Annotated in this window: 14 protein-coding genes and 1 tRNA gene; 12 read left to right on the top strand and 3 right to left on the bottom strand. The window is 63.7% G+C overall.

All coding sequences use genetic code 11. The features are described from left to right. The first annotated feature begins 17 nt into the window (after positions 1-17). The 7 genes from rimO to ACH2DW_RS01535 all read left to right on the top strand — a co-directional run bounded on the left by rimO (position 18) and on the right by ACH2DW_RS01535 (position 7402). Positions 18-1385, top strand: a complete 1368-nt coding sequence (rimO, locus tag ACH2DW_RS01565; RefSeq protein ID WP_394927951.1) for a 30S ribosomal protein S12 methylthiotransferase RimO — start codon at positions 18-20, stop codon at positions 1383-1385. Next, positions 1385-1975, top strand: coding sequence for a CDP-diacylglycerol--glycerol-3-phosphate 3-phosphatidyltransferase (gene pgsA, locus ACH2DW_RS01560; protein ID WP_394927950.1), 591 nt, complete (start codon positions 1385-1387; stop codon positions 1973-1975). The genes rimO and pgsA overlap by 1 nt, the downstream gene beginning before the upstream one ends. 54 nt (positions 1976-2029) lie before the next feature. Continuing rightward, positions 2030-3271, top strand: a complete 1242-nt coding sequence (locus ACH2DW_RS01555) for a competence/damage-inducible protein A (protein WP_394927949.1) — start codon at positions 2030-2032, stop codon at positions 3269-3271. A gap of 82 nt (positions 3272-3353) precedes the next feature. Beyond that, entirely contained in the window at positions 3354-5489 is a 2136-nt protein-coding gene (locus ACH2DW_RS01550) for a hypothetical protein (RefSeq protein WP_394927948.1), read from the top strand. A gap of 68 nt (positions 5490-5557) precedes the next feature. Next, positions 5558-5634, top strand: a tRNA-Arg gene (locus tag ACH2DW_RS01545). Positions 5635-5784: 150 nt separating this feature from the next. Continuing rightward, the gene (locus tag ACH2DW_RS01540; protein ID WP_394927947.1) at positions 5785-6315 is read left to right on the top strand and encodes a CarD family transcriptional regulator; all 531 of its coding nucleotides are present in this window, start codon (positions 5785-5787) and stop codon (positions 6313-6315) included. Between the two features lie 166 nt (positions 6316-6481). Further along, positions 6482-7402 carry an NAD(P)-dependent oxidoreductase gene (locus ACH2DW_RS01535; RefSeq protein WP_394927946.1) on the top strand — a complete coding sequence of 307 codons (921 nt, stop codon included), beginning with the start codon at positions 6482-6484 and terminating at the stop codon, positions 7400-7402. Positions 7403-7452: 50 nt separating this feature from the next. Here ACH2DW_RS01535 and ACH2DW_RS01530 read toward each other — a convergent pair whose 3' ends face one another. Beyond that, entirely contained in the window at positions 7453-8664 is a 1212-nt protein-coding gene (locus tag ACH2DW_RS01530; RefSeq protein ID WP_394927945.1) for an aspartate aminotransferase family protein, read from the bottom strand. A gap of 108 nt (positions 8665-8772) precedes the next feature. Here ACH2DW_RS01530 and ACH2DW_RS01525 point away from each other — a divergent pair, with 108 nt between their 5' ends. Continuing rightward, positions 8773-9141, top strand: a complete 369-nt coding sequence (locus tag ACH2DW_RS01525) for an FKBP-type peptidyl-prolyl cis-trans isomerase (RefSeq protein WP_394927944.1) — start codon at positions 8773-8775, stop codon at positions 9139-9141. Positions 9142-9219: 78 nt separating this feature from the next. Here the strand turns inward: ACH2DW_RS01525 and ACH2DW_RS01520 are convergent, their stop codons facing one another. Continuing rightward, positions 9220-9987, bottom strand: coding sequence for a GntR family transcriptional regulator (locus tag ACH2DW_RS01520; protein WP_394927943.1), 768 nt, complete (start codon positions 9985-9987; stop codon positions 9220-9222). 205 nt (positions 9988-10192) lie between these two features. Between ACH2DW_RS01520 and ACH2DW_RS01515 the strand changes: the two genes are divergently transcribed. The 4 genes from ACH2DW_RS01515 to ACH2DW_RS01500 are packed head-to-tail and all read left to right on the top strand — an operon-like array spanning position 10193 to position 13380. Then, positions 10193-11035 (top strand): sulfite exporter TauE/SafE family protein, encoded by an 843-nt coding sequence (locus ACH2DW_RS01515; protein ID WP_394927942.1) that lies wholly within the window; start codon positions 10193-10195, stop codon positions 11033-11035. Positions 11036-11090: 55 nt separating this feature from the next. Next, positions 11091-11693 carry a rhodanese-like domain-containing protein gene (locus tag ACH2DW_RS01510; RefSeq protein ID WP_394927941.1) on the top strand — a complete coding sequence of 201 codons (603 nt, stop codon included), beginning with the start codon at positions 11091-11093 and terminating at the stop codon, positions 11691-11693. Between the two features lie 44 nt (positions 11694-11737). Next, positions 11738-11998, top strand: coding sequence for a rhodanese-like domain-containing protein (locus ACH2DW_RS01505; RefSeq protein WP_394927940.1), 261 nt, complete (start codon positions 11738-11740; stop codon positions 11996-11998). Further along, positions 11995-13380 (top strand): rhodanese-like domain-containing protein, encoded by a 1386-nt coding sequence (locus ACH2DW_RS01500; RefSeq protein ID WP_394927939.1) that lies wholly within the window; start codon positions 11995-11997, stop codon positions 13378-13380. Before ACH2DW_RS01505 ends, ACH2DW_RS01500 begins: the two co-directional genes overlap by 4 nt. Before the next feature lie 17 nt (positions 13381-13397). On the opposite strand, the gene ACH2DW_RS01495 is transcribed toward ACH2DW_RS01500, so the two are convergent. Beyond that, positions 13398-13856, bottom strand: a 459-nt coding sequence (locus ACH2DW_RS01495) for a rhodanese-like domain-containing protein (RefSeq protein WP_394927938.1), incomplete at its 5' end; no start/stop codon positions are given.

Here is a 13856-nt window from a genome sequence, read left to right as displayed (position 1 = left end):
CAGATAGCGTCGCCGGAATGGTGCAGCGGTTTTATGTCGAGACCTTGGGCTGCCCAAAGAACGATGTCGATTCCGACAAGCTCGTCGGAGCGCTGCTCGCAGACGGTATGGAGCCGACCGATGATGCTGGAGCGGCTGATCTTGTCGTCGTCAACACGTGCGCATTTATCGACGAAGCGCGTCGAGAATCAATCGACACGATCCTTGCGCTTGATGAGCAGCGCCTCGACGGGTCCAAGCTAGTGGTCACCGGCTGTATGGCCGAACGCTACGGTGACGAACTCGCCGCCGAATTGCCAGAGGTCGATCAGGTCGCCGGGTTCGGGCAGGCATTCAACATCAAGATCGCTGAACGAGATGGCCGAGAAGTGCCGAGCCGAGGTGCTGGTTCGCGCAAGCTGATTCCCGTGTCGGAAGCGCCGCTGCCGTCGTTCGATCTGCTCAATCTGCCGCGACCGAAGTCTGCTGTCCCGTGGGCTTACATCAAGATTGCTGAAGGCTGCGATCGCTCGTGTGGGTTCTGTGCGATTCCGAGTTTCCGAGGTCCGCAGCGCAGCCGTGATGTCTCTGCGATTCTCACCGAGGTCGAGCAGTTGCAGGCGCGCGAAATTGTGTTGGTGGCCCAAGACCTTGCGTCGTACGGCAAGGACCGTCCCGATGAGATGGGTGCTGGCTCGATCGTTCCGTTGATCGATGCCGTGGCCGCCGAAGTCGACCGAGTCCGGCTGCTCTACTTGTACCCGAGTGATCTCACCGACGGCTTGATCGACTCGATCTGTCAGACAGGGGTCCCGTACTTCGACCTGTCACTGCAGCACGTCAGCAAGCCGTTGTTGCGCAAGATGCGTCGTTGGGGTGATGGTCAGCGATTCCTCGACCGCATCGCCGACATCCGCGAACGCGAGCCTGACGCAGCGTTCCGCAGCAACTTCATTGTCGGGTACCCGAGCGAGACAGAAGACGATCATGACCAGTTGCTGCGGTTCGTCGAAGAGGCACAGCTTGACTGGTGTGGCTTTTTCTCTTACAGCAATGAAGCCGGTACCTATGCCGCTGACCTGGTCGCCCAGGGCGAAGGTGTTGTCCCCGATGGTCTGATGCACGAGCGGCTTGGCGAGCTTCGGGCGCTCCAGGACGACATCACCGCGGCCCGTCGAGATGACCTGATCGGCTCAACGATGAACGTGCTCGTCGACAGTTCGGGTGTCGGCCGGAGCCATCGCGAGGCGCCCGAGATTGATGGCATCGTGCACGTCGGGCAGAATGTCCCGGTGGGAGAGTTCGTCGACGTCGAGATCGTTGACGCGCTGGGGCCCGATCTCGTGGCCGCCGGTGTCGACGTTGCGTCGCTCGATGAGGACGAGGCCGAGGCCGGCGAGCGCTGATGAATACCACCGCGGCGGTGCCGAGCGAAGGGTTGTCGATCGCCAGTTGGGCCAATGCGATCACGACCGCACGGCTCTTGCTCTCGCCGGTGATGTTCTGGATCATCCCCGATCAGCCAGGCGGGGCTTGGATCGCGTTTGGTTTTTGGTTTGTGCTGTGCGTCAGCGATGGCATCGACGGGTATGTCGCTCGCCGCCGGGGCCCGACCGCTGCCGGAGCATTTCTTGACCCGCTCGCCGACAAGGTGCTCGTACTCGGCGCGATGTTCACCCTGGTCAGTACCGGTGTGTTCTGGGTGGTGCCGGTCATCATCATTGCGGCCCGCGAACTGATCATCAGCGTCTATCGCGTCGTGGTGAGCGGCAAGGGCATCAGCGTCCCGGCGTCCCAGCTGGCGAAGTACAAGACGCTCGCCCAGCAGCTCGCCGTCGGGTTTGCTCTGCTGCCGTGGACGGCGTTGGATGCCACCTGGCTCTGGAAGGGCCTGCTCTGGGCGGCGGTCGTGCTGGCCCTGATCAGTGGTGCGCAGTATCTCCACTACGCGCGCAACCCACAGAACGCGTCGTCAGCAACACCGGTCAGTACCTGAGACGAGTTGCCAATGGGGTCGGGCCCGGTTCGTCACTCCTGACACACTGCGTCGATGCGCTGTGATGTCCTCGCCGTCGGTACCGAACTCCTGCTCGGGCAGATCATCGATTCGAACTCAGCGTGGATCGGTGGCGAACTCGCTGCCAGTGGCATCGACTCACTCGTGCAGGTCAAGGTCGGCGACAACGTCGGGCGCATCGAGGCGCAGCTCAGTCGCATGCTCGTCGACGCTGATGCAGTCATCATGTGTGGGGGACTGGGACCGACGCACGACGACCTGACGCGTCATGCCATCGCGAACGTGATGGGTGTCGAACTGGTCGAAGACGCGATGCTCGTCGACACGATTCGGCAAATGTTCGAGTCGCGTGGCCGGACGATGGCGGAGAACAACCGACGCCAGGCCGAAGTGCCGGTCGGGGCGGCAATCATCTCCCAGACCCGAGGCACTGCTCCGGGGCTGATTTGCCCCGTCACCGTCGACGGTGTCGACAAAGTGGTCTATGCGGTTCCTGGCGTGCCGCATGAGATGCGCGACATGCTCGAACGGGCGATCATTCCTGACCTGCTCGAGCGCAGCGGCGAGACAGCGGTCATTGCGTCGCGAGTGCTACGCACCTGGGGTGAGAGCGAGAGCGGTCTCAACGAGAAGCTTGAGCACGTGATCGAGCAGCTCGAAACGCCGGACACTCCCACGTTGGCATTTCTCGCCAGTGGTTGGAATGGCCTCAAGGTTCGTCTCACCGCGAAGGACGCAACGCGTGACGGTTGCAGTGCGCAACTCGACCAGTGGGAGGCGGTGGTTCGCCACGAGATCGACGACCTGATCTTCGGGACGGACGATGACACGATGGAGTCGGTCGTGCTCGACCTGTGTCGCCAGCGCGGTCTGACCCTTGCAGTCGCCGAATCGGTCACCGGCGGCCTCGTTGGTGGTCGACTCACTGACATTCCGGGTTCGAGCGATGTGTTCAGAGGTGGAGTCATCAGCTACGCCACCGAGGTCAAGCAGACCCTGCTTGGTGTGGGCGAGGGGCCAGTGGTCAGCGAAATTGCCGCACGGCAGATGGCAGTGGGTGTGCGCGACCGATTGGGTGCCGATATCGGGCTGTCGTTGACCGGCGTGGCTGGTCCCGCTGAGCAGGACGGACAACCGGTCGGAACACTTTTCGTCGGGATGGTCGGGCCTGGCTTCGAGGAGGTCCGGCAGGCCAACATGCCGGGTCTACGCGAGTTGATGCGGCAGTTCTCCGTCATCACTGCGCTGGGGTTTCTTCGACAGCACCTCATCTGATGGCGCGTGCCGGCTCTGCCTTGGTGCCACCCGTTGACAGCGTTCCGTGGCTACCGTCAGGGGTCCCGGAAGGCTGACGACGATGACGAACGACTGGAATGCAGGATGGCCAGCGGCCGCCAACGGCCCCGCTGGTCGGCCGCCGCTCAGTCCACACGAGGAGCGTCAGCGCAATGTCTTGATCGCGTTGAGTGTTGCCGCAGTACTCGTGCTGATCGCCGGGATGATCGCGTTCGTCGCTTCACAGGGTGGTGGTGACGCCGCGGCACCGTCAACGGTGCTCCCGACATCGGTGCCGACCAGCGAACCAGCGACCACCACGACGCAAGCCACGACGACCACGGTTGCGTCCACAACGACGACGCCGTCGACCACACTGCTACTGCCGGCGAACGCGGAGGCGGGAGAAGATCTGCTTGTCGATCGGGCGGCCGAGTTCGTGTTGACCGCCGAGAATCTCGCCGAGGGCACGCCGGATGACGCCGTTCGCTGGACGCAAACAGCCGGCCCGGATGTGACGACCGGTGTTGGCAGTTTGCTCGGCATCGAAGCGGTCGTGACTGCGCCGCTGGACGTTTCAACGCTTGCGTTCACGCTCGAGGTTGCCGGCACCGATGGAGTCGCAACAGACGATGTCATCGTCCGGGTGTTGGAAGACGCAGATCAAGCGGTGTTCGTCGACGGCGAACGTGGCGATGACAGTGCTGCTGGGTCGATTGATGCACCCGTGCGGAGCTTGGCCGCGGCCGTCGAGTCGGCCCCTGGACGAGACGTCTACGTGCGGAGCGTGGGGACGTATGACACCACGGCGGCCTCCCTCGAGTTAAGCGACGGGATGAGCATGTACGGCGGGTTCGATGAGAATTGGATGCGCAACGTCAATCAGCGTGTCGTCATCAACGGAGCAGCGATCGCCATTCGTCTGGCAGGATCATCCGAGCGCTGGTTGTCTGCGATCGAGGTCACCGCTGGCAACGCTGCGGCGGGCAGCAACTCAGCAGGCGTGCTGGTGCAAGATGCGGGCACGATCAGCGTGCTCGACAGCCGGATCGTCGGTGGCGACGGTGGCATTGGCGTGGATGGCAGCTCAGGCGGAATGAGCTCGGGCATCTTTGTCAGTGGGGCGACCGAGGTGCGGATCGAACGATCAACCGTCAATGCCGCACGCGGCGGCGGCGGCGGCGATGGCGTGGCCGTTGAGGCCCTGGCAGACACTGCGTCGGCTGGCGGGAACGCGAGTGGCCGTGATGCCGGCTCTGGCGGCGGTTCAGGCGCCACCGCTGGGGGGCGCGGTGGCGACGGCGGTAACACCGGTGGCGGTTCCAGTGCCCCGGGCGGCGGTGCGGGCGGGGCAGGTGGCTCGCCGGATGGTCAAGCTGGGCGTGGCGGCGCAGGGGGCAATGGGGGCCCCGGTGGGAACGGCGGTGTGGGCTTGGCCCAGGCCGATGAGGACGCGACGATGCCGATTGGTCGCGAGGGCGCTAGTGGTGAAGTCGGATCGCCGGGCGCAGGTGGATCGGGCGGTGGTGGTGGAAACGGACCGCTTCTTGTCAGCGGTGGTGGCGGCGGAGGCGGCGGTGCCGGAGGTACTGCAACCGAGGGAGCCGCGCCCGGTGGCGGTGGTGGTGGATCGATTGGACTGTGGACAGTGGGCGTTGAACGTTTGGTCGTCATTGAGTCGCTGGTCGCCGGCGGGCGCGGCGGCAATGGCGGCTCAGGTGCACTCGCGAACCTCGCTCAGGCTGGAGGGGTCGGCGGCAGCGGCGCCGAAGGCGCCAGCGGACTGCTGGCCGACGGCGGTAACGGCGGTGGCGGCGGCGGTGGTGGTGGCGGCGGAACCGGTGGCCAGGGTGGTGGCGGCGCGGGCGGCCCCTCGTTGGGGATGCTGACCACTCGGGTCGTGATCGTCGAGGTCTCGGCCACCACAGTGCGGGGTGGAAGCGGTGGCAACGGTGCCGATGGCGGCGTCGGTGGCGCTCCAGGCCTCGGCGGTGCCGACGGGAATGGTCGGAGTGGTAGTGCCGGCGGCGTACCCGCCAACGATGTGAACGCCACCGCTGGTGCCGGCGCCTCCGGGGGCTCGTCGTATGGATGGTTCGACGACAGTGCTGCGAATCAGGTTTTCGACGCCGCCGAGTTTGTCGCGGGCACTGCAGGCCGTGGCGGTAATGGCTCGACTCCGGGTGGCACAGGATTCCAGATGTCGGCCAACGTCTGAGGTGTTGGTTTCCGTCTCTGACGGAACGAAGCGCATCAGCGCCGTGCGGATACGATTGTCCTTGCTACGCCTCCGTAGCTCAGTGGATGAGAGCAGCGGGTTTCTACCCCGTCGGTCGCAGGTTCGAGTCCTGCCGGGGGCGCCAAATCGTGCGCGAAGACCCTCCGACGTGTGTTCAACAGAGTCGAGCATCAGGCCGGAGTTCGGAACGGGGTCTGCTGCCGTTATCCTTGTCTTTCGCTGTGGGGACCGGATTCGCCGTGTTGCCACTCATCGACCCCCAAAGAGGTTCTGCGTGAAATACAAGAAGGGCGAAGTCGTCATCTATCCCCAGCACGGTGCGTGCAAAGTCGAGGGGACCAAGAAGATGGAGTTCTTCGGTGAGAAGCAGGACTACCTGATCCTCACCACGGTCATCAACGAGATGACTTTGCGTGTGCCTGTCGACAAGACTGACGAGGTCGGGGTTCGGCCACCCGTGTCGGCTGACGAACTTGAGGACCTCGTGTCCGTGCTCGCGAAGCCTGACCCGCGCGTACCAAGCAACTGGAGCCGACGCTTCAAGAACCACCAGGAAAAGCTGAAGAGCGGCGACGTGTATCAGGTGGCCGAAGTCGTTCGAAACCTTGCTGCTCGCAACCGTGACGCCTCGCTGTCCGCCGCCGAACGCACGATGTACGAACGGGCTCGCGTCAACCTCGTGTCCGAGATTTCACCCGCTCTCAAGGTTTCGGCCGAGGATGCAGAGATCTACCTTGACGAGGCACTGGCCAAGGGCGTGCTCAAAGACGGCGAAGAAGAGACACCGAAGAAGAAAAAGAAGTGATGGCGCGGGGCGAATGCGCCCCGCCTCGCTTCACTGCGATTCACGCCGGACACTGTGAGGTGTCAGCGCCCGGCTTGTCCGAACAGCTGCCTCTCGGGAGCGCTTCAACGATGGTCCGCGGTGGTAGTGACGTACGTGCGGTTGTGACCTGAAAGACTCAGGGATCATGAGCGACGACACCGCACCAGCCTCAGGCCAGAACCCCGTAGACGACCGAAAGAAGATCGCCTTTCTCGGTACAGGCGTCATGGGCGCTCCGATGGCGCGCCACCTGAAGCGGTCCGGTCACGACCTCGTCGTCTTCAACCGCACGGCAGCAAAAGCGTTGGCGTGGGTCGCGCTGAACGGTGGTCAGGCTGCACCGACGCCGGCCGAGGCTGCCGAAAGTGTCGACATCGTGATGATGTGTGTCGGCAACGACGACGACGTGCGTGAGGTCGTGTTCGGCGAGACGGGTGTGCTGTCGTCGATGGCGCCCGGATCGATCCTCGTCGATCACACCACGGCCTCAGCAAGCCTCGCCCGTGAATTGTCTGCGGCGTGCGAAGAGCAAGGGATCGGGTTTGTCGATGCGCCTGTCTCCGGTGGACAGGCCGGCGCAGAGAACGGACAGCTCACCGTGATGTGCGGCTGCGACGACGTCGAGGTGTACGAACGAGTGATCCCGGTGATCGGTGCGTTCGCCAAGCAGTGTGCGCTCCTCGGGCCGTCGGGGTCTGGCCAACTCACGAAGATGGTCAACCAGATCTGTATCGCCGGACTGGTGCAGGGCCTCGCCGAAGGGTTGAACTTCGCGGAACGCGCCGGCCTGGACATCGCTGAGGTCGTTGGTGTCATCGGCAAGGGGGCCGCACAGAGCTGGCAAATGGACAACCGCGCGGGCACGATGGCCGATGGCGAGTTCGACTTCGGATTCGCAGTCGAGTGGATGCGTAAGGACCTCGGCATCTGCCTCGAAGAGGCCGAGCGCAACGGCGCCCGCTTGCCGGTGACCGCCGTCGTTGATCAGATGTACAAGCAGGTCGTTGCACGCGGCGGCGACCGCTGGGACACCAGCAGCTTGATCGACCTCCTCCGCAACGCCTGATTGGCCGATCTGGGCCGGGCGCAGCTTGTCGTGCGCCGAGCGGGGATGGGTCAGCCGACCGCCTCGGCCAGCACGTCGACGATGGTGTCGATCTGTTCGTCGGTCGTGACGAATGGCGGACAGTAGGTGATGGTGTCGGTGCCGATCGCCCGGGTAATCACCCCGGCTTGGATCATGGCATCGCGCAACTGCACGGCGTTCTGGTCGTCGCGCAGACCCACTGCGAACACGGCCCCCACGCCGCGGACGTGATCGACGCCGCCGTCGTCGGCAATAGCTCGGAGTCCGCGCTCGAGCCGGTAGCCCATCCCGCTGGCGGCCTTCAGCAGGTTGTTCTTCTCGAGGATTTCGATGTTCTTCAGCCCGGCCGCGCAGGCCGTGGGGTGGCCGGAGTAGGTGTAGCCGTGGCGCAGGATGAAGTCGCGATCTGATTCGAGTGCTTCGCTGACTCGCGGTCCAACGATGACGCCACCGAGTGGCAGATAGCCCGAGGTGACCCCCTTGGCGAATGCGGTGAGGTCTGGCACGACATCGAAGTGATCTGCTGCGAACCATGTGCCAAGACGGCCAAATCCGGTGATCACCTCGTCGAAGATCAACAGTGCGCCATGCTGGTCGCAGAGTCGGCGGGCTTCGTCGAGGTAGCCCTCGTTGGGCGGGTAGACGCCAGCCGCGCCCTGGACAGGTTCGGTGAGGACGGCCGCGACGCGGTTCGAGTTTTCCGCCATCAGCATCGACAGTGCCTCGATGTCGTCGGCCGGTACCTGCACCACGTCATCGAGCAGCGTCCCGTAGCCCTCCTTGTTGAGTGGGAGACCCTGCGCGCTGGTTCCGCCGTAGTTGGTGCCGTGGTAGCCACGGACGCGAGAGATGATCAAGCGGCGTTCGGGCTGGCCGTCGAGGACTTGGGTCAGCCGGGCCAACTTCATCGCCGAATCGATTGCCTCTGAACCGGAGTTGGTGAAGAAGACTCGAGCGTCGGGCATCGGGGTCAGACTGGCGATTTTCTCGGCCAGTTGGTCGGCGGGGCCGTTGGTGAAGGGGTCGAAGCATGAGTAGGCCTCGATTTGACGAATCTGACCAGCGATTGCGTCAGCCATATCACCGCGTCCGTGACCGATCTGGCAGTACCAGAGGCTGGCCATCGCGTCGATCATCTCGTGGCCGGTGTGATCCCAGACAAGTGATCCCTTGCCGTGTGTGATCGACGGGAATCGCTCACGGCTGGGCTTGGCGAATGGGTGCAGAAAGGCGCCGGGCATGGCTCCATTGTGCCAGTCCGGGCCGATGAATGCCGGTGCGTGTACATGAATCTGCACCACCATTCGGTCTTGGGTCGACACAGCGACCGGCCACTAGCCTGGACTGCCATGCAGAAGCCTGAGATCACCATCCCCGCCGAAGATCCGCCCGCAGAGCTCGTCATCGACGACATCACCGTGGGCGACGGCGACGAAGCTGCCGCCGGCCAGGGCGTCACCGTGCACTACGTCGGCGTGTCATGGTCGACCGGTGCCGAGTTCGACGCGTCGTGGAACCGCATGGAGCCATTCCGCTTTGGCCTCGGCCAGAGCCAGGTCATTCAAGGCTGGGACGAAGGCGTGCAGGGGATGAAGGTCGGTGGCCGTCGCCGTCTCACCATTCCGCCGCATATGGGTTATGGCAATGCTGGCGCTGGTGGTGTCATCGCAGGCGGCGAGACCCTGGTCTTCGTCGTCGATCTTCTCGCCGTCGGCTGACAGTCGACGCTCCGAACACCACTGGATATCGCAACGTGTGAACGCGTGAGGTCGGTGCGCCCGAGCGGCGCATCTGCCTTACGCGTTGTGCGTCGCGGGGTTTGCAGAAGCGACCATCGCGGGCGCGACGCCTTGCTCGAACTTGGAGACGAATCGGTACCGATCGCCGCGGATCGTGGTCGTGCGCCATTCGATTGGGCGACCATCGGCGACGCTGAGTCGTTCGAGAAAGAATGCTGCCTCGCCGCGTCGCATGTCGAGCAACGTTCGTTCCTCTGGCGTGGGGAGGAGCGGCGCGATGCGTTCCCATCCTGCGTTGGGGCGGACCCCGCAGCGCTGTTCCAACTCGTCGTACAGCGCTGTCCGCTCGAAGTCGCTGGTCAACAGCGGCCTTGCGACTTCCATCGGGAGCCATGCCCGGTCGATTGCGAGCGGTTGGTCGTCGGCGCATCGGAGGCGTTCGAGATAGAGCAGGGGAGCGTCGGGTGCCAGCTCGAGTTGTGTGGCAATGGTGGGGTTGATGTCCTCGCGGAGCTCCAGCACCTGGCTGCGTTGGACTGCTCCTGAGGATTCGACGGAACCGAAGAGGCTGTACAACGCGCCGAGGGGTTGCTCGAACTCGGTGCGGTTGACGACGGTGCCGCGGCCACGTTCGCGGCGCAAGATGCCCGAACGGTTGAGGTGTCCGATTGCCTCGCGGACCGTGTGTCGGCTGACGCCGTACTGCTGGACCAGTTCGTGGTCGGTGGGAAATCGCTCGTCGAATTCGCCGGCGTCGAGCCGCTGCTTGAGGTCGGATTCGAGCTGCGCCCACAGGGGCAGAGGATTGGAGCGATCGAGCGCCACGGGTTCCTTTCGTCGCCCAGCGCATGGCGCTGGAAAGATACGGACAAACAGACTCTACTCATCTCCTGGCCCGGTTGGCCGACGATCTGCGTGGACTTTTCCGAGAAGGTTTGCGTCTGCCCAGTTCACTGAGGTTGCAATATGTCCGTACATATTGTACGGTTGTCTGTACATGAGACGAACCACACATCAATGAGGCTGCAGCATGAGCGGTGAAATCATCGCCATCGTGCTTGGACTGCTCGTCGGGGGCTCACTCGGCGCCCTCGGTGGCGGGGGGTCGACCCTCGCGGTTCCAATCCTCGTGTTCGTCGCTGGAATGCAGGCCCAGGACGCAACCACTGCCTCGCTCCTCGTGGTCGGCATTGCCTCAGCGTTCGGAGTGGTCGGCCACTTCCGCAACGGCAATGTCCGGCTTGGCGCAGGCATTGCGTTCGGCCTTGCCGGCATCTTTGGATCCCGAGTCGGAACGCTCATCAACCGACAAATCGACGAGCGGGTGCTGCTCGGTGCGTTCGCGGTGCTGATCCTGTTTGTTGCTGTACGGATGTATCGGAGTGTCGGTGCGAAGTCTGCCAAGTCGGTGGAGATTGAGCCGGTCCCCGACGCTGAGGTCGGAGGCGCCACCCTCGTTGCGGCCCGACCGATAGCAAAACGAACCCGCCAGCACCTCTCGATAGCAGCGCTGTCGAAGCTCGCTGTCGCTGCAACCGCCGTCGGGTTGCTCACCGGTCTGTTCGGCGTCGGGGGCGGATTTGCCGTCGTCCCAGCGCTCACCCTGTTGCTCGGCTTCCCAGCGAAGGAAGCGATCGGTACATCACTGGTCGTCATCGTCATCAACGCCGCAATGGCACTCGCCATGCGCAGTGGCGACCTCGGCTTTGACTGGGCAGTCGTCCTGCCATTCCTTGTCACCGTCACGATCGGTGTCGTCGTCGGCGCCCGAGTGACTGCCGACGTCGATGCTGATCGCCTGACCCGAAGCTTCGCTCTGATGCTTGGGGTAGTCGGGATCTACACCGCTGCTTCCACCGTCCTCGGCGTCTGACGCCGGCCTCATCCCGCAAGCCATATCAATCGAAGATTCCAACCAGGAGACTCACATGACCAGCACCCTTCACCGTCCAACAGGCGCACTCGGCACCGACGTAATCGACGCAGCGACGCTTCGCCAACTGCTTGCCGACGACCCGGGCCTCAGAATTCTCGACGTCAGAAGCGGCGCTGAGTTCGCCAGTGTCCACATTGGTGGGTCCTACAACGTTCCCCTCGACACGCTCGCGGAACACGCCAGTGACCTCGCCGATGTGGACCACCCGGTCGTGCTCGTGTGCAAGTCTGGCGCTCGAGCCGACCAGGCGCACACCACGCTCAGCAATGCCGGCAAACAACAACTGCATCTGCTCGACGGTGGTCTCGACAGTTGGACGGCGAGCGGAAACGACGTCGTTCGTGGGTCGTCGAAGACCTGGGCATTGGATCGTCAGGTCCGCTTGGCTGCCGGGTCGCTCTCACTCGTCGGGATGTTGCTGTCGGTCGCCGTACCGCGAGCGAAGTGGCTCGCTGGAGCCGTGGCGGCGGGGTTGACGTTCTCGGCAGTGTCCAACACCTGCGCGATGGGCAATGCGCTTGGGCGACTGCCCTACAACCGTGGTGCCGGGTGTGACATCGAGGGCGTGCTCACAGACATGCAGGCAACATCATGATGTCCTCGTATCGGAACCATCCAATCAACGACTACGCGTCGGTAGTGGATCCAGACACGCAGTTCATCGATGTCCGTCAGCCCACCGAAGTGGTGGATGGCAGCATGCCGACGGCAAGCAACATCCCACTCGACCAACTCGCCGACCGGCTGGCTGAACTCGATCCGACTCAGCGCACGGTTGTCCTGTGCCGGAGTGGCGGTCGGAGTGCGCAAGCGGCCCATTTTCTCGCTGGCGCTGGGTTCGTTGACGTCGTCAATCTCACGGGTGGCATACTTGAGTTCTCTGAAGGAGCACAACGATGAAGTTCACGCAGTATTACCTCGATTGCCTCTCGCAGGCGTCGTATCTGATTGGTGACGAATCGTCAGGTCGAGCAGTGGTGGTCGACCCGCGTCGAGACACCGACGAATACGTCCGCGACGCAGCTGAGGCCGGTCTCACGATCGAATTGATCATCGAGACGCACTTTCACGCCGACTTCTTGTCGGGCCACCTCGAGCTTGCCGCAGCCACCGGCGCGGAGATCGCGTTTTCCTCGGTTGCGGAGACTGAATTCTCGTCGCGGAAACTCGCCGACGGCGAACGCATCGAACTCGGAGAGATCGTTCTCGAGATCCGGCACACGCCCGGGCACACGCCCGAGTCGGTCAGCATCGTGGTGTGGGAGCACGCCGACGATGCCGAGCCCTACGGTGTGCTGACCGGCGACACGCTGTTTATTGGTGACGTCGGCCGACCCGATCTGCTGTCCTCGATTGGATTCACCCGCGAAGAGCTCGCCGCACAGTTGTACGACAGCCTGCACGACAAGCTGCTCAGGTTGCCCGACGCAACCAAGGTGTATCCCGCGCACGGCGCAGGGAGCGCCTGCGGTAAGAACCTGTCGACCGACACGTGGTCGACGATCGGTGTGCAGCGCACCACGAACTACGCGCTGCTCGCTGACGACAAGCAAGCCTTCTTTGATCTGGTGACTGAGGGCCAGCCCCCAGCGCCGAGCTACTTCATCTACGACGCCGTGCTGAATCGGCAAGACCGGGGACTGCTTGACGAGCATGCATCGCCGGAGGCGGTTGATCTCGATGGCTTCGACCGGCTGGTCGAGGGCGGAGCAATGGTCATCGACGGGCGTGATCCCGACGAGTTTGCCCATGGGCATCTCGCCGATTCGATCAACGTCGGGCTCAACGGCCGCTACGCCGAGTTTGCCGGCTCGGTCATCCCGAGCGACGTCGACATCCTGTTGGTCGTCGGTGATGGATTCGAAACCGAAGCCAAGAATCGTCTCGGCCGTATCGGTTTCGACCGCGTCGTCGGCTTCCTCGAACACCCGCTCGCTGTCATGGCGGCACATCCCGATCGGGTCGAGCGGGCCTCGCGGCTGACTGCGGTCCAGTTCAGTGAACAGCGCGATGGCATCGAAGGGCTGCAGCTCGTCGACATTCGCAACCCGGGCGAGCTCGAACATGGCACGATCGAAGGGGCCGCAACCGTTCCTGTCGGTCAGCTTCCAGCGCGGATCAGCGAACTCGACCCAGCAGCTCCAACCGTGGTCTATTGCGCCGGTGGATACCGCTCGTCGGTGGCAGCGAGCGTGCTGCGCCAAGCGGGCTTCTCTGATGTGTCCGACATCATCGGTGGATACGGGGCTTGGCAGGAAGCGATGGCGTCGACGTCGAGCTGAGCGTCACGCGACCGTCGTCACTCGGTGACCAGCGGCAACCCGGCGTCCTGCCAGGCAATGATCCCGCCGTCGACGTCATCGACGGCGCTGAAGCCGAGTGCAGTCATGAGCGCTCCGGTCTGGCCGCTCCGATTGCCTGAGCGGCAATACAGCACGTAAGGCACGTTGGGATCGAGCTTCGCGAGTTCGGAGGCGAAGTCGTCGCGATAGAAGTCGATCATCACCGCGCCTTCGATGTGGCCTTCGGCGAACTCTGCGGGCGTTCGTACGTCAAGGATCACCAGATCGTCGGGCGGGGTGGCGATCGTCGCGGCTGCATCGTCGGGTTGGACAAGCTGGATGCCTGCTGCAGCGGAGGTGGCGGCATTTGGTGGCTCGGTATCGGAGGTCGAGGCAGCGTCCGAGCCGCAAGCGGACAGGGTGAGTACGACGAGGACGGCGGCAGAGAGCACAGATCGAGACGAGTTCACGAGCTC

The sequence above is a fragment of the uncultured Ilumatobacter sp. genome (assembly GCF_963980585.1).
Lineage (GTDB): Bacteria > Actinomycetota > Acidimicrobiia > Acidimicrobiales > Ilumatobacteraceae > Ilumatobacter_A.
Note: the sequence above shows the minus strand (reverse complement) of the source record. Positions and strands in the feature narration are given on the sequence as shown.

Excerpts from the sequence above, each read along its gene's own strand:
- ACH2DW_RS01535 (WP_394927946.1), top strand. The coding sequence starts at position 6,482 with ATGAGCGACGACACCGCACCAGCCTCAGGCCAGAACCCCGTAGACGAC.
- ACH2DW_RS01510 (WP_394927941.1), top strand. The coding sequence starts at position 11,091 with ATGACCAGCACCCTTCACCGTCCAACAGGCGCACTCGGCACCGACGTA.
- ACH2DW_RS01530 (WP_394927945.1), bottom strand. The coding sequence starts at position 8,664 with ATGCCCGGCGCCTTTCTGCACCCATTCGCCAAGCCCAGCCGTGAGCGA.
- ACH2DW_RS01500 (WP_394927939.1), top strand. The coding sequence starts at position 11,995 with ATGAAGTTCACGCAGTATTACCTCGATTGCCTCTCGCAGGCGTCGTAT.
- ACH2DW_RS01525 (WP_394927944.1), top strand. The coding sequence starts at position 8,773 with ATGCAGAAGCCTGAGATCACCATCCCCGCCGAAGATCCGCCCGCAGAG.
- rimO (WP_394927951.1), top strand. The coding sequence starts at position 18 with ATGGTGCAGCGGTTTTATGTCGAGACCTTGGGCTGCCCAAAGAACGAT.
- ACH2DW_RS01515 (WP_394927942.1), top strand. The coding sequence starts at position 10,193 with ATGAGCGGTGAAATCATCGCCATCGTGCTTGGACTGCTCGTCGGGGGC.
- pgsA (WP_394927950.1), top strand. The coding sequence starts at position 1,385 with ATGAATACCACCGCGGCGGTGCCGAGCGAAGGGTTGTCGATCGCCAGT.
- ACH2DW_RS01555 (WP_394927949.1), top strand. The coding sequence starts at position 2,030 with ATGCGCTGTGATGTCCTCGCCGTCGGTACCGAACTCCTGCTCGGGCAG.
- ACH2DW_RS01550 (WP_394927948.1), top strand. The coding sequence starts at position 3,354 with ATGACGAACGACTGGAATGCAGGATGGCCAGCGGCCGCCAACGGCCCC.